The sequence below is a fragment of the Pseudomonas sp. M20 genome, from assembly GCF_045037865.1.
Classification (GTDB): domain Bacteria; phylum Pseudomonadota; class Gammaproteobacteria; order Pseudomonadales; family Pseudomonadaceae; genus Aquipseudomonas.
Genome location: NZ_CP173611.1, coordinates 6671390 through 6693582 on the forward strand (window position 1 = coordinate 6671390; position 22193 = coordinate 6693582).

22 protein-coding genes and 4 tRNA genes are annotated in these 22193 nt (G+C 58.5%); 12 read left to right on the top strand and 14 right to left on the bottom strand.

The features are described 5' to 3' along the window. Positions 1-101: 101 nt before the first annotated feature. The 4 genes from ACI514_RS29785 to ACI514_RS29800 form a co-directional block, all read right to left on the bottom strand. Complete coding sequence (locus ACI514_RS29785) at positions 102-1448, bottom strand: sigma-54 dependent transcriptional regulator (RefSeq protein ID WP_160059471.1); 1347 nt, start codon at positions 1446-1448, stop codon at positions 102-104. Continuing rightward, the gene (locus ACI514_RS29790; protein WP_405124251.1) at positions 1445-3034 is read right to left on the bottom strand and encodes an ATP-binding protein; all 1590 of its coding nucleotides are present in this window, start codon (positions 3032-3034) and stop codon (positions 1445-1447) included. Before ACI514_RS29790 ends, ACI514_RS29785 begins: the two co-directional genes overlap by 4 nt. Further along, positions 3024-3266, bottom strand: a complete 243-nt coding sequence (locus tag ACI514_RS29795) for a PP0621 family protein (RefSeq protein WP_405122849.1) — start codon at positions 3264-3266, stop codon at positions 3024-3026. Before ACI514_RS29795 ends, ACI514_RS29790 begins: the two co-directional genes overlap by 11 nt. Positions 3267-3392: 126 nt before the next feature. Further along, entirely contained in the window at positions 3393-4409 is a 1017-nt protein-coding gene (locus tag ACI514_RS29800) for an outer membrane protein assembly factor BamD (RefSeq protein WP_160059469.1), read from the bottom strand. Positions 4410-4560: 151 nt separating this feature from the next. Here ACI514_RS29800 and rluD point away from each other — a divergent pair, with 151 nt between their 5' ends. The 8 genes from rluD to ACI514_RS29840 all read left to right on the top strand — a co-directional run bounded on the left by rluD (position 4561) and on the right by ACI514_RS29840 (position 11440). Next, positions 4561-5523, top strand: a complete 963-nt coding sequence (gene rluD / locus ACI514_RS29805) for a 23S rRNA pseudouridine(1911/1915/1917) synthase RluD (protein WP_122592797.1) — start codon at positions 4561-4563, stop codon at positions 5521-5523. After that, positions 5520-6242, top strand: coding sequence for a peptidoglycan editing factor PgeF (gene pgeF, locus ACI514_RS29810; protein ID WP_160059468.1), 723 nt, complete (start codon positions 5520-5522; stop codon positions 6240-6242). Before rluD ends, pgeF begins: the two co-directional genes overlap by 4 nt. A gap of 129 nt (positions 6243-6371) precedes the next feature. Then, the gene (clpB, locus tag ACI514_RS29815) at positions 6372-8936 is read left to right on the top strand and encodes an ATP-dependent chaperone ClpB (protein ID WP_160059467.1); all 2565 of its coding nucleotides are present in this window, start codon (positions 6372-6374) and stop codon (positions 8934-8936) included. Positions 8937-9233: 297 nt separating this feature from the next. Then, positions 9234-9309, top strand: a tRNA-Asn gene (locus ACI514_RS29820). Between the two features lie 9 nt (positions 9310-9318). Then, positions 9319-9395, top strand: a tRNA-Pro gene (locus tag ACI514_RS29825). A gap of 5 nt (positions 9396-9400) precedes the next feature. After that, positions 9401-9476, top strand: a tRNA-Lys gene (locus ACI514_RS29830). A gap of 97 nt (positions 9477-9573) precedes the next feature. Beyond that, positions 9574-9650: transfer RNA gene (locus ACI514_RS29835), tRNA-Pro, on the top strand. Between the two features lie 164 nt (positions 9651-9814). Further along, a complete protein-coding gene (locus tag ACI514_RS29840; protein WP_405122850.1) occupies positions 9815-11440 on the top strand; it encodes a methyl-accepting chemotaxis protein in 1626 nt (541 codons plus the stop codon). A 62-nt stretch (positions 11441-11502) separates the two neighbouring features. Here the strand turns inward: ACI514_RS29840 and ACI514_RS29845 are convergent, their stop codons facing one another. From ACI514_RS29845 to ACI514_RS29865, 5 genes are all read right to left on the bottom strand, one after another. Continuing rightward, the gene (locus tag ACI514_RS29845) at positions 11503-11910 is read right to left on the bottom strand and encodes an EF-hand domain-containing protein (RefSeq protein ID WP_405122851.1); all 408 of its coding nucleotides are present in this window, start codon (positions 11908-11910) and stop codon (positions 11503-11505) included. 284 nt (positions 11911-12194) lie between these two features. Continuing rightward, positions 12195-13493: an NAD(P)/FAD-dependent oxidoreductase gene (locus ACI514_RS29850; RefSeq protein WP_405122852.1), complete on the bottom strand. Its 1299-nt coding sequence runs from the start codon at positions 13491-13493 to the stop codon at positions 12195-12197. Between the two features lie 63 nt (positions 13494-13556). Continuing rightward, positions 13557-13730: a DUF3094 domain-containing protein gene (locus ACI514_RS29855; RefSeq protein WP_007909875.1), complete on the bottom strand. Its 174-nt coding sequence runs from the start codon at positions 13728-13730 to the stop codon at positions 13557-13559. Positions 13731-13781: 51 nt separating this feature from the next. Further along, positions 13782-14309, bottom strand: a complete 528-nt coding sequence (locus ACI514_RS29860; protein ID WP_160059464.1) for an MOSC domain-containing protein — start codon at positions 14307-14309, stop codon at positions 13782-13784. After that, a complete protein-coding gene (locus ACI514_RS29865) occupies positions 14306-14932 on the bottom strand; it encodes a DUF1780 domain-containing protein (protein WP_007909887.1) in 627 nt (208 codons plus the stop codon). The genes ACI514_RS29860 and ACI514_RS29865 overlap by 4 nt, the downstream gene beginning before the upstream one ends. A 172-nt stretch (positions 14933-15104) precedes the next feature. Between ACI514_RS29865 and ACI514_RS29870 the strand changes: the two genes are divergently transcribed. Together ACI514_RS29870 and ACI514_RS29875 are read left to right on the top strand one after the other, a co-directional pair. After that, positions 15105-15794 carry an energy-coupling factor ABC transporter permease gene (locus tag ACI514_RS29870; protein ID WP_405122853.1) on the top strand — a complete coding sequence of 230 codons (690 nt, stop codon included), beginning with the start codon at positions 15105-15107 and terminating at the stop codon, positions 15792-15794. A gap of 65 nt (positions 15795-15859) precedes the next feature. After that, on the top strand, positions 15860-16075 hold the full coding sequence (locus tag ACI514_RS29875) for a hypothetical protein (protein WP_038369048.1): 216 nt from the start codon (positions 15860-15862) through the stop codon (positions 16073-16075). A gap of 5 nt (positions 16076-16080) precedes the next feature. On the opposite strand, the gene yacG is transcribed toward ACI514_RS29875, so the two are convergent. Genes yacG through pilB form a run of 5 tightly spaced genes read right to left on the bottom strand, consistent with a single transcriptional unit; the run spans position 16081 to position 20692 of the window. Further along, positions 16081-16281: a DNA gyrase inhibitor YacG gene (gene yacG, locus ACI514_RS29880; protein WP_160059462.1), complete on the bottom strand. Its 201-nt coding sequence runs from the start codon at positions 16279-16281 to the stop codon at positions 16081-16083. Next, the gene (gene coaE, locus ACI514_RS29885) at positions 16278-16901 is read right to left on the bottom strand and encodes a dephospho-CoA kinase (RefSeq protein ID WP_160059461.1); all 624 of its coding nucleotides are present in this window, start codon (positions 16899-16901) and stop codon (positions 16278-16280) included. Before coaE ends, yacG begins: the two co-directional genes overlap by 4 nt. Further along, entirely contained in the window at positions 16898-17770 is an 873-nt protein-coding gene (locus ACI514_RS29890; protein ID WP_160059460.1) for an A24 family peptidase, read from the bottom strand. The genes coaE and ACI514_RS29890 overlap by 4 nt, the downstream gene beginning before the upstream one ends. Position 17771: 1 nt before the next feature. Continuing rightward, positions 17772-18989: a type II secretion system F family protein gene (locus ACI514_RS29895; RefSeq protein WP_160059459.1), complete on the bottom strand. Its 1218-nt coding sequence runs from the start codon at positions 18987-18989 to the stop codon at positions 17772-17774. Positions 18990-18991: 2 nt separating this feature from the next. After that, positions 18992-20692 carry a type IV-A pilus assembly ATPase PilB gene (gene pilB, locus ACI514_RS29900; RefSeq protein WP_405122854.1) on the bottom strand — a complete coding sequence of 567 codons (1701 nt, stop codon included), beginning with the start codon at positions 20690-20692 and terminating at the stop codon, positions 18992-18994. Positions 20693-20917: 225 nt separating this feature from the next. Here pilB and ACI514_RS29905 point away from each other — a divergent pair, with 225 nt between their 5' ends. After that, positions 20918-21340 (top strand): pilin, encoded by a 423-nt coding sequence (locus tag ACI514_RS29905; protein ID WP_160059457.1) that lies wholly within the window; start codon positions 20918-20920, stop codon positions 21338-21340. Between the two features lie 297 nt (positions 21341-21637). After that, the gene (locus tag ACI514_RS29910; protein ID WP_405122855.1) at positions 21638-21994 is read left to right on the top strand and encodes a BON domain-containing protein; all 357 of its coding nucleotides are present in this window, start codon (positions 21638-21640) and stop codon (positions 21992-21994) included. The last annotated feature ends 199 nt before the right edge of the window (positions 21995-22193 follow it).

Consider the following 22193-nt stretch of genomic DNA (forward strand, 5'->3'; position numbering starts at 1 on the left):
GGAGCCTGGCAAATCGCTTTCGCGAGCAGGCTCGCTTCCACAGTTGATTTTGGTCGTTCAAAAAATCCAGTGTGGGAGCGAGCCTGCTCGCGAAGGGGTCCTCAATCCAGGCCTAATTTTTTCAGCCTGTAGCGCATCGACCTGAACGATAGACTCAACCGCTGCGCCGCCGCCGTGCGATTCCAGCGCGTTTCCTCCAGCGCCTGCAAGATCAGCTTCCTCTCGACGTTCTCCAGATAATCCTCAAGATTGTCGATCTGGGTCAGATCGGCAATGCCGCCATCTGCCGCGCAGTTGCCTTCGCTCAGACGTAAATCTTCAGCTTCGATCGTGCGGTTTTCGCACAAGGTGTGCGCCCGTTCGAGAACGTTCTCCAACTCCCGAACATTTCCCGGAAACCGGTAGTTCTTCAATGCTTCCAGCGCCTGCGGATGCAGTCGTGCTGGCGGTTGGCCGGTGTCCTTGGCCAAGCGCTTGAGCATATTGGCCGCCAGCACTTCAATGTCATCACGCCGCTCGCGCAGGGACGGCACGCGCAGTTCAATCACGTTCAAGCGGTAATAAAGGTCCTGACGAAAGCGTTCGGCGGCGACCTCGGCATCGAGATCCTTGTGCGTGGCGCAGAGAATCCGCACATCGACCACGCTTTCCTGCTGGCCGCCAACACTGCGCACGGCTTTCTCCTGAATCGCCCGCAGCAGTTTGACTTGCATCGACAACGGCAAGTCCGCCACTTCATCGAGAAACAACGTGCCGCCGTGGGCCGCCTGGAACAACCCCGGCTTGTCTTCGACCGCGCCAGTGAAACTGCCTTTGCGGTGACCGAAAAATTCGCTTTCCATCAGCTCCGAAGGGATTGCTCCGCAGTTGACCGGCACGAACGGCTGGTTGGCGCGCGGCCCTTGCTCATGGATCAGGCGAGCGACCAGTTCCTTGCCACTGCCTGACTCGCCACTGATATACACCGGCGCCTGACTGCGGGCGAGTTTGTCGATTTGCTTGCGCAGACTGCGCATCGGTGGCGAGTCGCCCAGCAAGCGTCGATCAATCGCTGTAAAGCTGCCTCCTGCCGCCGGCATGCGCAGGGCGGCGCCGACCAGTTCTCGCAAGCGGGTGAGGTCGACCGGTTTGGTCAGGAAGTCGAAAGCCCCGGCTTTCAAGGCGTTGATGGCCGTTTCCAGGCTGCCATAGGCGGTGATCATCGCTACGGGCAGTTGTGGATAACGTTGCTGAATATGCTGCACCAGCTCCAGCCCGGTACCGTCGGGCAGGCGCATGTCGGTCAGGCACAGATCGAAGCTCTCGCGGTTGAGCAGCGCTTGGGCTTCAGCCAGATTGCGTGCGCAGCAGGTGTCGAGTTTCATCCGTCCCAGGGTGATTTCCAGGAGTTCGCGGATGTCTGGTTCGTCGTCGACGATGAGGATTTTTTGCCGTGGGCTCGTATTCAACTTTGTTTCCGTCCGTGAGCAAAGGTGATGCGAAAGCAGCCGCCGCCTTGGCGTGATTGAAAGTCTAGGCGCGCTTGGTTGCTTTCGCACAGCTCACGGGACAGATAAAGCCCAAGGCCGGTGCCCTGGCTGCTGGTGGTGAAGAACGGTTCGAACAGATGCGTCTGCTCATCAGCCGGCACGCCGGGGCCGTTGTCCTGCACTTCGAGGACCGCCAACTGGCTGTCGGGATCGGTGAACAGGGCCAGCCAGACTTCGGCTTGATCATGCAGCAGGGCGCTGTGGCGCCAGCCATTGCGTAACAGATTGTCGAGAATCTGCGTGAGCTGATTGGGGTCCATCAGCGTGGTGAAGTCCCCTGAGTTGATCCGCAGATGAATCTGCTGGCGCTCGCTGGCCTGTTCGCGGCTTTCGGCGACGAAATTTTCCAGCCACGGCTTGAGATCCAGCCGTTGTGGCGCGCTCTGCTGGCGGCGGGACAGTTGCAGGACGTTTTCGATGACTCGGTTCATGCGCTGGGAGTGATCTTGAATAATCTGCGTCAGACGCCGATCGGCGCTGTCGAGTTCCTCGGACTCAGCCAATAGCTGCGCGGCATGACTGATGGCACCAAGTGGATTGCGGATTTCATGGGAGATGCCGGCGGTCAGGCGCCCGAGTGCGGCGAGCTTCAGTTGCTGAGCCTGCTGGGCGATTTGCGCGAGGTCTTCGAGAAATACCAGGGTTTGCTGGTTGGGGCTTTGTTCCAGCGCGATGAAGCTCGGTTGCAACTCCAGACCATTGCCGGGAATTTTCAGGCTTTGTGGGCGCAGGGTCGGATTGTTCATCCACAGTTGCAGGCGGTCGACCATAGCCGGCGAGTAATCGTCGATCAGATGGCCCAGCAAATGTGTTTGCGCGAGTAAGGTCTGGGCGCTGTGGTTGGCCAATTGCACTCGACGTTCTTCATCGAGCACCAGAATTCCGGTACGCATGCGTTGCAAGATCAATGCGTTCAATGCTTCGAGGCCGACGACTTCGCTGGCGCGTTGTTCGGCCAGTGTTTCACTGACCTCCAGGCGCCGGATCAGACCCTGCACCAGTAATGATGCGGCAAAGCACAGGGCGCCGAGCGTGCCGGCTTGCAGGTATTCATTGGCGCTCAGGGGATGATCGAAGCTCAGCAGGACACTCGAACCGATGATGCCCAGCGCGCTGATGGCGGCGATCAACAGGCCGATGCGCCGGCGTAGCAAGGTGTTGCTGATCGCCACCGAGACGATCAGCAGATTGCCCAGCGCACTGCCAACGCCACCGGCAGCAAAGAACAAAGCGCATAAAAGCAGGACATCGACGAGGGCCAGGCTGAACAGTTGCGCCGGCCGTCGCGTGTTCTCGAGGAATACCACCAACAGAATGTTGAGAATCAGGTACAGCCAACTGCCGCCGCGCAGCAATTCGTCGTTGGCCGACGTCAGCAGGCGGTTGTCCATGTTGCTGGAGATCAGCAGCACCAGAGTGATGCCGACGCTTAAACGGTAGAGATGATAAAGGCGCAGCAGGCGCTGCGCCTGTTTGCTGTCGGCGTGGGTGGCCTCAGCGATCACTGGCACCCGGGCCTTGCTCGAGGTGAGCCTGGCTGCAATACCACTGTTGTTGCACGCTCAGCGCGCGGTCGCGCGGCAGATGCACGCCGCAATGGGCACAACGCACCATCGGCGCGGCGTCCTGCTCGCGTGGTGGGCGATTGGATTGAGAGGACGCGGCAGGGGCCTTGAATTTACGCCACAGCCAGATGGCGGCGAAAATCACGACGATCCAGAACAATAAACGAAGCATGATGAGCGGCTTTTCGACTGATGATCCGGCAGTTTAGCCAAGGACCCGACAAGCGCACAGCCTATTAATGCGCGGCTATAAAAAAGGGAGATCCGCAGATCTCCCTTTTCTGTACTGCCGGTGTGATCAGTCGAACACGCCGAAAGTCATGTAGCTGAACCACGAGCGGTCGGTGTTGCTCGACTCAGGCTCCGGCTCTTCGATCACGTCGCCGTTCTCGTCTTTAGGCTTGAGTTCGTTCGGGATCGCGTCTTTCGCGTCCTGGAACTGCTTCTGCACGTCCTGGTTGGCGCGGGTTTCGCCCGGCGGCAGCGGTGGACGCGATTCGATCAGACCCAGAGTCGCCTTGCTCAGGAACGAGCGGTTGTCGGCTTCGGCAACCCGTGGCACGAACTGACCGTCCTGCAGGCTTGGGTGGTTCGGGTAGTTGAGCTTCAGGGTTTCGAGGCTGGTGGCCGCCAGTTCGTCCAGGTGCAGACGCTGATAGGCTTCAGTCATTACCGCCAGGCCATCGGCGACCGATGGGGTTTCCTGGAAGTTTTCTACGACGTAACGACCACGGTTGGCTGCGGCTACATAAGCCTGACGGGTCAGGTAGTAGTCGGCCACGTGAATTTCGTAGGCCGCCAGCAGGTTGCGCAGGTAGATCATGCGCTGCTTGGCGTCCGGCGCGTAGCGGCTGTTCGGGTAGCGGCTGGTCAGTTGGGCGAACTCGTTGTACGAGTCGCGCGCGGCGCCCGGGTCACGCTTGGTCATGTCCAGCGGCAGGAAGCGCGCCAGCAGGCCGACGTCCTGGTCGAAAGACGTCAGACCTTTGAGGTAATACGCGTAATCCACGTTCGGGTGCTGCGGATGCAAACGAATGAAACGCTCGGCAGCGGACTTTGCAGCTTCCGGCTCGGCGTTTTTATAGTTGGCGTAGATCAGCTCCAGCTGTGCCTGATCGGCGTAGCGACCGAACGGATAACGCGACTCCAGAGCCTTCAGCTTGGCTGTGGCGCTGGTGTAGCTATTGTTGTCCAGGTCAGTCTGAGCCTGCTGATACAGCTCGGCTTCGCTGAGGTTTTCGTCTACGACTTCCTTCGATGAGCAAGCAGCGGTCAATGCGAGGATGGCGATCAGCAGCAGGTGTTTCACTTGCATGGCGGCTTGCGTCCCTATGACGGCCGCTGTCTTGGGCGGGGCCGTCCTGTTATGATGAGCGCCCCGTTGAAAAGCCTCGGGGCAAAAGACGCCGTATTTAACCACAAGCGCGCAGCCGAAACCAAAAGCTGTGCCGACGCACAGTCAGAGCATGTCCGATAAAATTGAACTTCGCGCAGAGGTGCCGTCCGAATTGGGCGGCCAACGCCTCGATCAAGTCGCTGCCCAACTCTTCGCTGAGCACTCTCGCTCGCGCCTTTCCGCCTGGATCAAAGAAGGTCGCCTGACTGTGGACGGGGCGGTCATCCGCCCGCGCGACATCGTGCACGGCGGTGCCATCCTTGAGCTGACTGCCGAGCAGGAAGCCCAAGGCGAGTGGATCGCCCAGGACATCGAGCTCGACATCGTCTATGAAGACGACGACATTCTGGTGATCAACAAGCCTGCGGGCCTGGTGGTGCACCCGGCTGCCGGTCACGCCGATGGCACTTTGCTCAACGCCTTGCTGCACCACGTGCCGGACATCATCAATGTCCCACGCGCCGGCATCGTGCATCGTCTGGACAAGGACACCACCGGTCTGATGGTGGTGGCCAAGACCATTCAGGCGCAGACCAAGCTGGTTACGCAACTGCAGAGTCGCAGCGTCAGCCGCATCTATGAGTGCATCGTGATCGGTGTGGTCACCGCCGGGGGCAAGATCAACGCCCCGATCGGTCGCCACGGCCAGCAGCGTCAGCGCATGGCGGTGATGGAAGGCGGCAAGCCTGCCGTCAGCCACTACCGCGTGCTGGAGCGTTTCCGTTCGCACACCCACGTACGGGTGAAGCTGGAAACCGGTCGTACTCACCAGATCCGCGTACACATGTCGCACATCAACTTCCCGTTGGTCGGCGACCCGGCGTATGGCGGCCGTTTCCGCATTCCGCCAGCCGCGAACCCGACGATGGTTGAATCGCTCAAGCATTTCCCGCGTCAGGCCCTGCACGCGCGTTTCCTTGAGCTGGATCATCCGACGACCGGTGTGCGCATGAGCTGGGAATCGCCGCTGCCAGAAGATTTCGTCTGGCTGTTGACCCTGCTCAAGCAGGATCGCGAGGCGTTCATCGGATGAACTGGCTGACGCCGGACTGGCCTGCGCCGGCCAGCGTCAAAGCCTGCGTTACCACCCGCGAGGGTGGCGTCAGCGAGGCGCCGTTCGACAGCCTCAATCTGGGCGATCATGTCGATGATCGTCCTGAGGCTGTGGCCGAGAACCGTCGGCGCCTCACCGATCACTTCTCTATACAGCCTGCCTGGTTGCAGCAAGTGCACGGGATTGCCGTGGCGCATGCTGATCCGGGCATTGTCGCGACCGCCGATGCCAGCTGGACGGCAACGCCAGGCATTGCCTGCGCGGCGATGACGGCGGACTGCCTGCCTGCATTGTTCTGCGATCGTGCCGGCACCCGTGTAGCGGCGGCTCATGCCGGTTGGCGTGGTCTGGCGGCGGGCGTGCTTGAGGCAACTCTCGACAGCCTCGATGTTCCGGCTGGAGACGTTTTGGTCTGGCTGGGTCCGGCGATTGGCCCGAAAGCCTTTGAAGTCGGCCCGGAAGTGCGGGAAGTCTTCATCAATCAATTGCCCGCGGCGGCAGAAGCCTTCGTGCCGAGCGACAATGCCGGCAAGTTCATGGCTGACATCTATTTGCTGGCGCGCCTGCGTCTGGCTGAACGTGGTGTCACCGCTGTTTATGGTGGCGGTTTCTGCACCGTGACCGATTCACGCTTCTTCTCTTATCGCCGTGCTTCGCGCACCGGTCGCTTCGCCTCCCTTATCTGGCTCACCCGCTAAACTCTCTGATCTGCATCAACCCTCTGACGCTTGAATCTTGCAGAATCGACCGCATCTATAGCGGTATCTGGCAGGTTTCTTTATTCAGGATGGTTTTTAGGTCCGGCCTGCTCAAAAGGAAGGTGACTTATGCGAATAGACCGTTTAACCAGCAAATTACAGTTGGCCTTGTCCGACGCCCAGTCGTTGGCAGTCGGCCACGATCATCCGGCCATCGAGCCGGCGCACTTGATGCAAGCCATGCTTGAACAGCAGGGTGGTTCGATCAAACCTCTGCTGATGCAGGTGGGCTTCGACGTCAACAGCTTGCGCAAAGAGCTGACCAAAGAGCTCGACCAATTACCGAAAATCCAGAACCCGACCGGCGACGTCAACATGTCGCAGGATCTGGCGCGCCTGCTCAATCAGGCTGACCGTCTGGCCCAGCAGAAGGGCGACCAGTTCATCTCCAGCGAACTGGTGTTGCTCGCCGCGATGGACGAAAACAGCAAGCTCGGCAAGTTGCTGCTCGGCCAGGGCGTGAGCAAGAAAGCCCTGGAAAACGCGATCAACAACCTGCGTGGCGGCGAAGCGGTAAACGACGCCAACCACGAGGAGTCGCGGCAGGCGCTGGATAAATACACCGTTGACCTGACCAAGCGCGCCGAAGACGGCAAGCTCGATCCGGTGATCGGCCGTGACGACGAAATCCGTCGCACCATTCAGGTTCTGCAACGCCGCACCAAGAACAACCCGGTGCTGATCGGCGAACCTGGTGTGGGTAAAACTGCGATCGCCGAAGGTCTGGCCCAGCGCATCATCAACGGCGAAGTGCCGGATGGCCTCAAAGGCAAGCGTCTGCTCTCGCTCGATATGGGCGCGCTGATTGCCGGTGCCAAGTATCGCGGTGAGTTCGAAGAGCGCCTGAAATCGCTGCTCAACGAGCTGTCGAAACAGGAAGGGCAGATCATTCTGTTCATCGACGAACTGCACACCATGGTCGGCGCCGGTAAAGGCGAAGGCTCGATGGATGCCGGCAACATGCTCAAGCCTGCACTGGCTCGCGGCGAGTTGCACTGCGTCGGCGCGACCACGCTCAACGAGTACCGCCAATATATAGAGAAGGACGCGGCGCTCGAACGACGCTTCCAGAAAGTATTGGTGGATGAGCCGAGTGAAGAAGACACCATCGCCATCCTGCGTGGCCTTAAAGAGCGTTACGAGGTTCACCACAAGGTGGCAATCACCGACGGCGCGATCATCGCCGCGGCCAAGCTCAGCCATCGCTACATCACTGACCGGCAGTTGCCGGACAAGGCCATCGACCTGATCGACGAGGCCGCCAGCCGCATCCGTATGGAAATCGATTCCAAGCCGGAAGTGCTCGATCGTCTGGAGCGTCGCCTGATTCAGTTGAAGGTGGAATCCCAGGCGCTGAAGAAAGAAAGCGACGAAGCGGCGATGAAACGTCTGGAGAAACTTCAGGAAGAAATCGTCCGTCACGAGCGCGAGTATTCGGATCTGGAAGAAATCTGGAACTCGGAAAAAGCCGAGGTGCAGGGTTCTGCACAGATTCAGCAGAAGATCGAACAGTCGCGTCAGGAACTGGAGGCCGCACGCCGTAAAGGCGACCTTAACCGCATGGCCGAGTTGCAGTACGGGGTGATCCCGGATCTGGAGCGCAGCCTGCAAATGGTCGATCAGCACGGCAAGAGCGAAAACCAGCTGCTGCGTAGCAAGGTGACTGAAGAAGAGATCGCCGAAGTCGTATCGAAGTGGACCGGCATTCCCGTGTCGAAAATGCTCGAAGGCGAGCGCGACAAACTGATGAAGATGGAAAGCCTGTTGCACAAACGGGTGATTGGTCAGGAGGAAGCCGTGGTCGCTGTGGCCAACGCGGTACGGCGTTCGCGTGCCGGGTTGTCCGACCCGAATCGTCCAAGCGGCTCGTTCATGTTCCTCGGCCCGACCGGTGTTGGTAAAACCGAGCTGTGCAAGGCACTGGCCGAATTCCTCTTTGATACTGAAGAGGCGATGGTACGGATCGACATGTCCGAGTTCATGGAGAAACATTCCGTGGCGCGTCTGATCGGTGCGCCACCGGGATACGTCGGTTACGAAGAAGGCGGTTACCTGACCGAGGCTGTGCGTCGCAAGCCGTACTCGGTGATCCTGCTGGACGAAGTCGAGAAGGCACACCCGGATGTGTTCAACATCTTGCTGCAAGTGCTTGAGGATGGCCGCTTGACCGACAGTCATGGCCGCACGGTGGACTTCCGCAATACTGTGATCGTCATGACTTCGAACCTGGGGTCGGTACAGATCCAGGAACTGGTCGGTGATCGTGAGGCGCAGCGCGCAGCGGTGATGGATGCGCTGACGTCGCACTTCCGTCCGGAGTTCATCAACCGGGTCGACGAAGTGGTGATCTTCGAGCCTTTGGCGCGGGATCAGATCGCGGGCATTACCGAGATCCAGTTGGGCCGTCTGCGCACTCGCCTGGCCGAGCGTGAGCTGAAGCTGGAACTCAGCCCGGAGGCGATGGACAAGTTGATTGCTGTCGGTTACGACCCGGTGTATGGCGCTCGTCCTTTGAAGCGGGCGATTCAGCGCTGGATCGAAAACCCGCTGGCGCAGTTGATTCTTTCGGGTCACTTCATGCCAGGCGACACGGCGAGCGGGGCTGTCGAGAACGACGAAATCGTTTTCAATTGAGTCCAAGCGCCAATGAAAATTGGCAGGCCCTACATCGTAGGGCCTTTTTTTTCGTTAGGCTGTTGAACTCAAAGGAAAAGGCTTGTAAAGTGCGCCCCGCAGTCAGTCGCCAAGACGGTCTCAGCTCACTGAGTTGAAATCTGAAATAAGTTGCAAATCATTAACTTGAAAGCAATTTAGGGGGTTGACAGAGGTGTTCTAGGTTGTAGAATAGCGCGCCTCAGACACACGAACGCAGCGATGCGAACGAGTGACTAGATGCAACAAGTTTCACCGTTGTAAATTGAAATATGTAGTTCCGTGATAGCTCAGTCGGTAGAGCAAATGACTGTTAATCATTGGGTCCCAGGTTCGAGTCCTGGTCACGGAGCCAATTTCAAGCCGGGGTATAGCGCAGTCCGGTAGCGCGCCTGCTTTGGGAGCAGGATGTCAGGAGTTCGAATCCCCTTACCCCGACCATTTTTGGGTCGTTAGCTCAGTTGGTAGAGCAGTTGGCTTTTAACCAATTGGTCGTAGGTTCGAATCCCACACGACCCACCATTTTTGAAACCAGTTAACGCTGGGATCGAATCTTAAGATCAGAGGCCAAAAGCGCTGATCGAAGAAGGCGATCTTTGAAAGGTCGCCTTTTTTTTACCGGGGTATAGCGCAGTCCGGTAGCGCGCCTGCTTTGGGAGCAGGATGTCAGGAGTTCGAATCCCCTTACCCCGACCATATTAAAAATCCTCGTATCGAAAGATACGGGGATTTTTTTTGTCCGACAAAAACGCATTTCCCCTTCAAGTCATCATACAACCTGCCGATAGCCCGCTAACACGAGGGGACTGCCATGGCTTCGCCCCTTGAATCTGGCCAATACAAGAATAAGGGCGTTCGTCATGTTGCTTCGTCAGTTGAATATTGCTCCCCGGGCGGCCCTGGGGTTCGCCCTGATCGCGGTGTTGGTGGCCTTGCTCGGCGTTTTTGCCCTCGGGCAGATGTCGAGTATTCGCGACAGTGAAGTCGCGGTGGAAAACCAGTGGCTGCCAAGTATTCGTGGCGGCGACGAGATTCGCGAGATCATGCTGCGTATCCGCACCATCTCGCTGCGCATGGCGCTGGATCAGGACACCAACAATATCGCCACCTACCGCAGCCAGATGGACACCCGCGACAAGGAGCTGAGCGAGAAAATCGCCGCTTACGACAAACTGGTCAACACCCCGGAAGGCCAGCAGCTATACGACCAGTTCAAGAAAACCTTCGCTGCCTATCGCAGTGGCATCGCTCAATCCTTCGCCCTTGCTGAGCAAGGCAAGCGTGATGAGCTGACCAAATTGTTGCTGGTCGACATGAAGACAGTGGTCGATGGCTCCGGCAAGCAACTCAACGATCTGGCAGACCTGTTCGCCAAACAGGTCGCCGCCGAAAGCCAGAAGTCCGCTGCGCACTACGAAAACTCGCGCACGATTGTCAGCTTGTTCATTGCCTTGGCCGCGCTGGCCACCGTGGCACTAGCGATGATGCTCACGCGCAGTATCGTTCGTCCGCTGAGCAGTGCAGTGAGTGCAGCAGAAAGTGTCGCGCAGGGTGATCTGACCCGACCGATCGAAACCCATGGCAACGATGAAGTCAGTCGCTTGCTCAAAGCCTTGGCAACCATGCAACAGAACCTGCGTGAGACGCTGCAAGGCATCAGCGGTTCGGCGACGCAACTGGCGACGGCTGCCGATGAACTCAATGCGGTGACGCTCGACAGCACACAGGGGCTGCAACAACAGAACAACGAAATCGAACAGGCCGCGACTGCCGTCAACCAGATGACCGCCGCGGTGGAAGAGGTCGCACGCAATGCGGTGTCGACATCTGACGCGACTCGCCAGTCCAGCGAGTCGGCGCATCTGGGCCAAGTGCGCGTCAGTGAGACCGCCACCGCCATCAACGCACTGGCCAACGATGTGCAGCAAACCGGCGAGTTGGTGCAATCACTGGCCAACCAGTCGCAGGACATCGGCAAAGTGCTGGACGTGATTCGGGCGATTGCCGAGCAGACCAATCTGCTGGCGCTCAACGCAGCGATTGAAGCGGCGCGCGCCGGCGAGAGCGGACGAGGCTTTGCCGTAGTGGCTGATGAAGTGCGGGCGCTGGCTTATCGCACGCAGCAGTCGACGCAGGAGATCGAGCAGATGGTCCAGGGCATGCGCAGCGGTTCGAGCCTGGCGCTGGATTCGATGCAGGCCAGTACCGCACGGGCGACGACCACGCTGGCGTTGGCTGAGCGCGCTGGTGAGGCGCTGCAAACCATTACCGCCTCGGTGCATGAGATCCATGAGCGTAATCTGGTCATTGCCAGTGCTGCGGAAGAACAAGCGCAAGTCGCGCGGGAAGTGGATCGCAACCTGGTGAACATTCGTGATCTGTCGGTACGTTCGGCCGCCGGTGCCGATCAGACCAGTGCCTCCAGCCACGAGTTGTCGCAACTGGCCAACGCCTTGCAGGGCATGGTCCGGCGTTTCCAGTTATAAACGGCAGACGTGAAAAAGCCGCGTTTCTGCCAAGAGAAGCGCGGCTTGGTTTTTTCTGCTGATCAGGCGCCGTCTTGATCTTTCAGGTGCTCGAACAGGCCTTTTGGCATCTTCTTGCCATTGGCTTCAAAGTTGGCCTTCACGTTGTTGTAGGCCTCTTGCTCGTCGATGAAACCGTCATGGTTGGTGTCGATCTTGTCGAAGTCGGACTTCGGCGCGACTTTCAGGAATTCGGCGCGCGAGACCTTGCCGTCACCGTCGCTGTCCGTCTTGGCCATCGAAGCATCACCACATTTGCCTTCACCGCATTTGCCCTCCGGCGCTTTCACCGAAGTTTCTGCCGAAGCGACCATGTAGCCCTGCGTCAGTGGTTGAGCGGCAAACACCGAACCGGACAACATCAAGCCGCCCGCCAGCGCGGCGCCGATCAGGCCAATGGATTTTTTACCGAGGGTCGAAGTACCGGACATTTACATTCTCCTGGGCTGCGCTGTGCAACCACATGTTAAGGACGATTGCCTGAGCAGGTGCTGCTCGGGTGTGGCCATTAAGCGGTGGCGGTGTATCGCGACTGTGTCGCCAGGCGGGGAGTTTGTAAGCGAAGGTTAGATATTACGGACGCAGATACATTACGAGACAGAATCACAAATCAAATGTAGGAGTGAGCCTGCTCGCGATAGCGGTGTGTCATTCAACAATGATGTCGACTGACGCACCGCTATCGCGAGCAGGCTCACTCCTACAGGTTTTTACATCAATGCAGTTTCAAACGCGGCTCGGTGCCTCGACCAATCTTGCTGCCCAGCATCAACATCGCCGTGCGGAACGGCCCGTACAATGCCATCTGGTGCATGCGATACAGCGACACGTAAAACATCCGCGCCAGCCAGCCTTCGAGCATCACGCTGCCGGTCAGGTTGCCCATCAAGTTACCCACAGCGGAAAAACGCGACAGCGAGATCAGCGAGCCGTAGTCGGTGTACTTGTATTCCGGCAGAGTCTTGCCTTCGATGCGCAGTTTCAGCGATTTGGCCAGCAGCGATGCCTGTTGGTGTGCGGCTTGCGCCCGTGGTGGCACGTTGCGATCAGTGCCCGGTTGCGGGCACGCGGCGCAATCGCCGAAGGCGAAGATGTTTTCATCGCGCGTGGTTTGCAGGGTCGGCAACACTTGCAGCTGATTGATGCGGTTGGTTTCCAGGCCATCGATGTGGTTGAGGAAACCCGGTGCGCGAATACCGGCAGCCCAGACTTTCAGGCTGGCCTTGATCTCATTGCCATCGGCAGTGATCAGGCTGTCGGCGGTCACTTCGCTGACCGAAGCGTTGGTCATCACATTGACCCCGAGTTTTTCCAGGGTCTTGTGTACCGGCCCGCTGATGCGTTCCGGCAGGGCAGGCAACACCCGTGGGCCGGCTTCGATCAGGGTGATGTGCATGTTTTCCGGTTTGATCCGGTCCAGACCATAAGCCGCCAGTTCGTGGGCGGCGTTGTGCAGTTCTGCCGCCAGTTCAACACCCGTGGCGCCAGCGCCGACGATGGCCACACTGATTTGCTCGACCACATCGGTTTGCCCGGCGTGTGCACGCAGATAGTGATTGAGCAGTTGCTGATGGAAGCGCTCGGCCTGTTTGCGGGTGTCGAGGAACAGGCAGTGCTGCGCCGCGCCCTGCGTGCCGAAATCATTGGTGGTGCTGCCGACGCTGATCACCAGCGAGTCGTACTGCACTTCCCTCGCCGGCACCAGTTCTACGCCGTTTTCATCGTAGGTGGCGGCCAACTGGATTTTCTTCTGCGCGCGATCGAGCCCGCTCATGCGCCCCAGCTGGAACTCGAAGTGGTTCCATTTTGCCTGGGCAACATAGTTGAGTTCGTCTTCGGAAGAGTTCAGCGATCCGGCGGCCACTTCGTGCAACAGCGGCTTCCAGATGTGCGTCAGATTGGCGTCGACCAGCATCACACTGGCCGTGCCGCGCTTGCCCAGAGTCTTACCCAGACGGGTAGCCAACTCCAGACCGCCGGCGCCGCCGCCGACAATAACAATACGATGGGACATAGGAATAACTCGCAAGGTTTTTAAAGGAAATCGGTGTCGTTACCCAAGCGAGCGCGAGGCAGCTCATAGCGTCAGGTAACTGATAAATCGGCTCAACAGGCCCAGACCAATGGTCACTGCCAGCACCAGCACCAGGAGCATCCACGGCCGGAAAGGCCGGCGCTCGACTCGGTGTTGGGACAGTTGCAGGTACTCTTCGACATGTTTCTGGTCTTCGGGGTTCAGGCGGCTGGTCATATTTGCCTCGTCAGGTAGACGTTGCTGAATGGGCAGAAGCTACAGCGGTTTCTATCCGGGGTTGAACGCAGCATAGCCGCTGTCCGGAACCGGTTCGACGCTGACCCGGTCTTCGAGGCGAATGATCCCGCTTTGTAACACCCGCGCGGTAATTCCGCCATGGCCGCGCACCGCTTGAAAGGTGCCCGGGCCAAGGTTGTTCTGCAGCCGTGCGCAGGGCTGACACCAGCCCGTGGTTTCGAATATTGCCTGACCGATACGAAAGCGCCGACCCTTGAGGCTAAACAAATTGATACCGCTGATAACGAGATTACGGCGCAGATCTTCAGGCCTGACAGGTTGATCATCGGGGCGCCCCATCAATGCGCTGATCACCGGCAGATGTTCCCACTGGATCAGCGTCACCTGCCGCGCGTTACGCACACCGGGGCGGGCGTGATCGCCGGTCAGTCCTGCTTCCAGCCGCGCTTCCACCGCATCAAGTTCAATCATCGGCCCGCGCGACTCGGGGCGCACGCCGATCCAGCGCACACGCCCAGTCTGCGGCACATCGGCGATCAATTGCTGAAGTGGTGTCACAGGCTGATTCCCACATCAAAAACAATGCTGCGACCGAGGTTGCTACGCAGAAAGTCCGGTGCGTCCGGATGGGCGAACAGCACACGGGCGAAGGTCGGGCCAACCAGGGAAAGCGAGCGCCAACCCTGACGCAGATATTCGGTAGGCGGTGGAAAATGGCTGTTCAAGTCCAGTACTTCACGTTTGAGGCTGGCGAAGGCGATGATATCCAGTTCGCCCAGATCCATGCCACGTTCCTTGTAGTTGTGCGCCTTCTTGCGCAAGGTCGGTGCCAGTCGCAGCAGGAATTCATTGGCCGGAATGCGCTTGGGCTTGGCCTCACGGCGCACAAGTTGGCTGAGAGAAAAGGCGCTGCGTCGTCGCTGTAATTCATCGCGCCATTCATCGTTGAGCCGGCGCCCCTCGTCGAGCACGAAGAACACCTCGAAATTGGCATCGCGAAACAGCACGTCCGGCGGCTCGCCGGCCGGCGCGAATTCATCGGCGCGGTAGGGAATGTTCAGGCCTTGCAGCAGGCGCTGGCAGACCCAACGCTCACGCTCCCATTTGCGGGCATTGGACAGAAAGGCGTTGGCCTGCTCGGCCGCGATGGTCAGCAGGCGTAAATAATCTGAGTCATCCATAAGCCCAAGCTTAGCGTTCAAATGCGACAAGCAGAAAGCTTTGCTTGAACCGCCCGTTCACCTTGCCCTTGTAGGAGCTGCCGAAGGCTGCGATCTTTTGATCTTGCTGTTAAATCAAAAGATCGCAGCCTTCGGCAGCTCCTACAGCTGAATGTCGATGGAGGGTGAGGGAATGATTGGAGCTGAACTGCTTTCGACGGCGAGCCTGACGCTCGGCTGGCTGATTTATGTGCCGGTGCTGCTCTGGGCGATTGTGCGTGCGCCGTGGGTCGAGTTGTTCAGTGACAGCCGCCGTCAGCATCTGCTGTTCGGGACGGTGTTCGCGTTGTTCCTGTTGTGGCTGGTGCGCAGGGATTTCGACACGGGCGTGTCTTATCATTTCATCGGCATGACGGCGGTAACGTTGCTGCTGGACTGGCCGCTGGCGATTGTCGGCGGGCTGGTCGCGCAAATGGGTCTGGTGCTGCTCGGGCGTCAGGATCTACTGGCCGTCGGGGGCAATGGCACTTTGTTCATTTTGCTGCCGGTGCTGGTTACCGAATGCGTGGCGATCGTCGTCGAGCGCGCACAGCCACGCAATCCGTTCGTGTACATCTTCTGTTCCGGCTTCTTTGCCGCCGCGCTGTCAGCCCTGTTGTGCCTGATCCTCAGCCTGACGCTGCTGTGGTACGACGGTCTCTTTGCCATGCCGGAGTGGCTGGAAGATTTCATCGGTTATCTGTGGCTGCTGCTGTTTCCCGAGGCGTTCATCAACGGCATGATCGTCAGTGCCCTGGTGGTATTCAGCCCGGAATGGCTGGAGACCTTCAACCGCACACGCTACCTTTCGGCGCCGTGGAAGGACGACGATCCGAAGTCTTGATCCACATCAAACCCGCTGCGCGCGGGAAATTTCATGCTCGCACAAATCCCTTCAGGAGCAGCGGCATGAGCGTTTACGAGTGGGCAAGGCAGGAAACCCGGCAGAGTCTGGACATGGCGCAGGAGGTGGGCTTTGACCCGGGGTTGAGTTTGCGCGCCTTGCTCAGTGCGGTGGTGCAGCAGAGCAAGGCCGTGCGCAACGCCGAAGACCTGGCCGACGAGTTGCGTTTTCTCGCGGAAAACCTCGACGACAATCAGGACTACGGCTTTATGCGGCCCTGATCGGATCAGTGGCGCGGATCGAAATCGCCGGAAAACAGTTCATCTTCGGCGTCCGGTGCGACCGGAATCTTGTGTTCTTCCGACGCCCAGGCGCCGAGGTCGATCAGTTTGCAGCGATCGGAGCAGAACGGCCGAAACTTGTTTTCGGCAGTGAATTCCACGGGGGCGCCGCAGGTTGGGCATTCAACGGTTGGGGTCTGGCTCATGCATGGCCTCCGGATAATGTCAGGTATAAGTGATGCAGACGCTCGACCTCGCTGTGCAGCCAGGCGAGGTCGCGGTCGTTGACCACCACGTCGTCGGCACGATTCACGCGATCTTCGCGGCTCGACTGGGCCTTGAGGATCGCCTGAACCTGCTCTTCGCTGGTCTGGTCACGCTGCAAGGTGCGTTCGATCTGCAGTTGTTGCGGGGCGTCGATCACCAGAATGCGCTGAGTCATCGCGTATTGCCCGGATTCGATCAACAACGGCGAAACCAGAATCGCGTAAGGCGATTTTGCCAGCGCCAGGTGATGGGCGATTTCCTCGGCGATCAACGGATGCAGCAGGGCTTCGAGCCAGCGGCGTTCTTCCGGCACTTCAAAGATCAGTTTGCGCAGGGCGGCGCGATCCAGCGTGCCATCGGCCAGCAGCACGCCGGGGCCGAAGTGTTCGGCAATCTTTGCCAGCGCCGGACGCCCCGGCTCTACCACCCAGCGCGCCGCATGATCGGCATCCACCACGTGGATACCCAGATCAATGAAGTGCTGGGCCGCCGCGCTTTTGCCGCTGCCGATGCCGCCGGTGAGGCCGAGAATCCAGGATTTTTCCACAGGGGTATTCATTTCAAACCGACAAACTGCCAATAGAAGTCGGTTATTTGACCACCCCAGAGCAAGGCAATCCAGCCGGCAATTGCCAGATAGGGGCCGAAGGGGATGGGGGTCGAGGTTTTCTCATTACGCAAGCGCAGCAAAATCACCCCGATAATGGCGCCGACCAGCGATGACAACAGGATCGTCAGCGGCAAAATCTGCCAGCCGCCCCACGCTCCAAGCAACGCCAGCAGCTTGAAATCACCGTGGCCGATGCCGTCCTTGCCGGTCAGCAGTTTGAACAGCCAGAATACTGACCACAGCGCCAGGTAACCGGCCACCGCGCCCCACAGTGCATCGTGCAACGGCACGAACAAGCCGAAGCTGTTGACGATCAGCCCTAGCCACAGCAACGGCAGTACCAGCACATCGGGCAACAGTTGATGCTCGGTGTCGATCAGACTCATCGCCAGCAAACCCCAGGTGAGGACGATCAACAGGCACGCCGGCCAACCGAAACCGAAGTGCCAGGCGATGAAGGCCGAGAGCAACCCACAGGCCAGTTCGGTTAGTGGATAACGTTTGCTGATCGGTGCGGTACACGCAGAGCAGCGCCCGCGCAGCCACAGGTAACTCAACAGGGGAATGTTTTCCCACGGGCGAATCCGGTGGGCGCAATGCGGACATTCGGAGTGCGGCAGCATCAGGTTGTAAGTGGGCAGCGGCGTTTCACCAGGCAAACCGAGCACATCGTGGGCCTGCTGGCGCCAGTCGCGCTCGAGCATTTTCGGCAGACGCCAGATCAGCACGTTGAGGAAGCTGCCGACCACCAGACCCAGCAGCAGGGCGGTGAAGACAAAGGCCAGCGGATACAGGGCGAACAGTTCTTCGATAGGCATGTCAGATCGCTGAGCCAAGTTGGAAGATCGGCAAATACATGGCCACCACCAGCCCACCGACGATTACCCCCAGCACCACCATGATAAATGGCTCCATAAGGCTGGTGAGGTTGTCGACCATGTTATCCACTTCCTCTTCGTAAAACCCCGCGACCTTGTCGAGCATCTCATCCAGCGCGCCGGACTCTTCGCCGATCGCGGTCATTTGCACGGCCATGTTGGGAAAGACCCCGGTGCTGCGCATCGAAAAATTCAGCTGCATGCCGGTCGAGACGTCCTGACGAATCCGCAGCACAGCACGCTTGAACACCACGTTGCCGGTGGCGCCGGCCACCGAGTCGAGCGCTTCCACCAGCGGCACACCGGCAGCGAATGTGGTCGACAGGGTTCGAGCGAATCGCGCCACGGCGGATTTGTACATCAGCGTGCCCACCAAGGGCAGTTTCAATAGCCAGGTGTCTTTGCGATCGCGTAATGCCTGAGATGTTTTCAGTGCATGGCGAGTACCAAAGATCGTCACGACCAGCGCGCCGAGAATCGCCCACCACCATTGCTGCATGAATTCCGACAGACTGATCACCATCAGCGTGAAGGCCGGCAGCTCTGCGCCGAAACCGGAAAACACCGACTGAAACTGCGGCACCACTTTAACCAGCAGTATTCCGGTCACGACTGCTGCCACCAGCACCACGGCGGTGGGGTAGGTCATGGCTTTTTTGATCTTGGCCTTGAGCCGTTCGCTTTTTTCCTTATAGGTCGCGACCCGTTCCAGCAACGTGTCGAGTGCGCCGGACTGCTCGCCGGCGTCGACCAGATTGCAATACAACTCGTCGAAATACTGCGGCTTCTTGCGCAGGGCTGTGGCGAAGCTGTTACCGGCCGCGACCTCCTGCTTCACCTCGTCCACCAGTTTGCGCATGGCCGGGTTTTCAAAGCCTTCGCCAATGATGTCGAACGACTGCAGCAGCGGCACACCAGCCTTCATCATGGTCGCCATCTGCCGGGTGAACAGAGCAATGTCCTGGGCTTTGATGCGTTTGCCAAAGCTCAACAACGACGCGGTCTTCTTGCGTACTTTGCCGGGATTGATCCCCTGTTTACGCAGTTGTGCCTTGATCAGTGCAGGGTTCTGTCCACTTAATTCGCCAGTGACTTTGCTGCCTTTCCTGTCCGTGCCTTCCCAGGCATAAATGCTGATTTTCGCTGCCTTGACCGCCATGTTCAGTCCTTGGTGACCCGGTTGATTTCTTCAAGGCTGGTGATGCCTTGCATGGCCTTGTGCAGCCCGGAGGTGCGCAGGTCGTCGAAGCCGTCGCGGCGCATTTGAATGTCGATTTCCAGCGAGTTGCCTTCGGCCATGATCAAGCGTTGCAGCTCCGGTGTGTTTTTCACCACTTCATAAATCCCCACGCGTCCCTTGTAACCGCCGTTGCAGTGATCGCAACCGACCGGCTCGTAGATCGTGAAATGACCGATGCGTTCCTCGGGGAAGCCTTCCTTGATCAAAGTTTCGCGTGGGATCTCGATGGGCTTCTTGCAGTGGCTGCACAGTTTGCGCGCCAGGCGCTGGGCGATGATCAGACTGACCGACGTGGCGATGTTGAAACCGGGAATGCCCATGTTATGCAGGCGCGTCAGAGTTTCCGCGGCGCTGTTGGTATGCAGGGTCGAGAGCACCAGGTGACCGGTCTGCGCAGCCTTGATCGCGATCTCGGCGGTTTCCAGATCGCGGATCTCGCCGACCATGATCACGTCCGGGTCCTGGCGCAGAAACGAGCGCAGCGCCTGAGCAAAGTCGAGTCCTTGTTTGGGATTGACGTTGACCTGGTTGATGCCTTCCATGTTGATTTCCACCGGGTCTTCAGCGGTGGAGATGTTGATGTCGACGGTGTTGAGGATATTCAGGCCGGTGTACAGCGACACGGTTTTACCCGATCCGGTGGGCCCGGTGACCAGAATCATGCCCTGTGGCTGCTTGAGCGCGGCCATGTACAGGTCTTTCTGCTCTGGTTCATAGCCAAGGGCGTCGATGCCGATCTGCGCACTGGACGGGTCGAGGATCCGGATCACCACTTTCTCGCCCCACAGGGTCGGCAAGGTGTTGACGCGGAAATCGATCGACTTGCTCTTCGACAGACGCATCTTGATCCGCCCGTCCTGCGGTTTGCGCCGTTCCGAGATATCGAGGCTGGCCATGACTTTCAGGCGTGCGGCGATGCGCCCGGCCAGTTGAACCGGTGGCTTGGCCACCTCGCGCAGGATGCCGTCGGTGCGCACCCGCACCCGGTAGTTCTTCTCGTAAGGTTCGAAGTGCAAGTCGGATGAGCCGCTCTTGATCGCGTCTAGCAGCATCTTGTGAACGAAACGCACCACCGGCGCATCGTCGGCATCGAGGCCACCGATGGCCTCCTGTTTGCTGTCGTCGATTGATTCGACATCGAGGCCATCGAGATCGACATCGGCCATGTCTTCCAGGCCACTGGTGTGGGTGTCGAAGAACTTCTCGATGGCATCGGTGAGCTTGTCGTCCTCGACCAGAATGGCTTCGGTGCTCAGCCCGGTACTGAACTGAATGTCGTTGATCGCTTGATGATTGCTCGGGTCGGAAATCCCCACGAACAGCTTGTTGCCGCGTCGCCACAAAGGCAGGGCGTGATGCTGGCGTACGAGTTTTTCGCTGACCAGGCCTTTGGGCTGGGTTTCCTTGTCCAGACAGTTGAGATCGAGGAACGCCATGCCGAAGTGCTCGGAAGCGATCTCGGCGACCTGTGAGCTTTTCACCAGTTTGTTCTGCACCAGATAGCTGACCAGCGACAGGCGATTGCGCTGGGCCTGTTGCCAGGCTTGCTGGGCGCCTTTTTCCGTGAGCAGTTCGGCCTGCACCAATTGTTTGGTCAGACCGCTCAGAGCGATGTCATTCATGGGGATCCCGCACGCTTGCAGTTCATGACTTATAGCCTAGTCAAGTGACAGCGCCAAACACGCCCGGTGCAGGTGACAAAAATTGTCAGATAGTGCGGTTGCGGGTTGTAGGAAAAGGCGTTGTAGGGGGTTCGCGCCCAACGGGCTGGGCTTGGAGGCGTTGGCATGGCCTATGCTGCGTCCCTTGCAGATCATGAGATTTCGACTCATGCATGGAGCGTGTCTATGAAAAAACAACAAGGTTTTACTCTGATCGAACTGCTGATCGTGGTGGCGATCATCGGGATTCTGGCGACCATCGCCTTGCCGCAGTATTCCAAGTATCAGGCGCGGTCGAAGGTAACGGCGGGGCTGGCGGAGATCAGTGCGCTGAAGGTGCCGTTTGAAGACACCATCAATCAAGGAACCAATCCGACACTGGCCATCGTGAAGGGCGATGCGGCGACCTCGACATCCAATTGCGCGCTGACGGCCTCCGGTACTGCCGCCGATGGTGCGGGAACAATCGTTTGTACGATCGCCAACGCGCCAGCTCCTGTGCTGGGTAAAACAATCACTCTGACACGTACCGCCACCACTGGGTGGGCGTGTACTACAAACGTGTCGCCGGATTACTCGCCTAAAGGCTGCACCGCCAGTGGTACATAACTGGGTTGTGTGCTGACCAGAATGCCCCGCAATGCGGGGCATTTTTCATTGCGCAGCCGTTCACAAAAGCTTCAATAATTTCAGCGTCTTAGGAACTTTCCAAAAAACCGCAAGTTGCATGCGAATATTGTCCGGCTCATGCAAATTGCATGATTTCGAAAATTCGTGATAAGTATAACTTGTTGATTTATAAAGAAATTATATAGCTGCAAAAGTTGGCACAGCGTTCGCAACTACCTTGGTAACCCTGCTGACAAGACAACCAGCAGACTTTCCAGAAAAACAGGAGTTACTCGTATGAAGAAGTTCGCTATCACTGCCGCTGCTGCTACCGCGCTGACCCTGACCATGGCTTCCGGTGCATTCGCACAATCCACTCAGGCTACCCAGGCTCCAATGACTCTGGCTGCCGGTGAAGTCACCCAGGCTAAAGAAGCTACTTCCGATACCTGGATCACTACCAAAGTCAAAGCTGACCTGGTCACCGAAAAAGGCATTCCAGGCACTGACATCAAAGTAGAAACCAACAAAGGCGTAGTATCGCTGTCGTCGACTACTGCAGTAACCGATGCGCAAAAAGCTACCGCTGTAGCCATCGCCAAGAAAATCAAAGGCGTTCAAGCGGTCTCCGCTGACGGCCTGAAAGCCGAGTAAGGCATGACTTCTCGCCTGGACCGGGAGAAGGCGCGACAGACGGGCCGAGCAATACGTCTGCCGCAACTTTAGAGTTCATGCGAACGGTCACACGGATGTGACCATTACAGGCCCCGCCACTTGTGTCGGGGCCTGTTCTATTTCAGAGACAACACAAAACAAATGTAGGAGTGAGCCTGCTCGCGATAGCGGTGTGTCA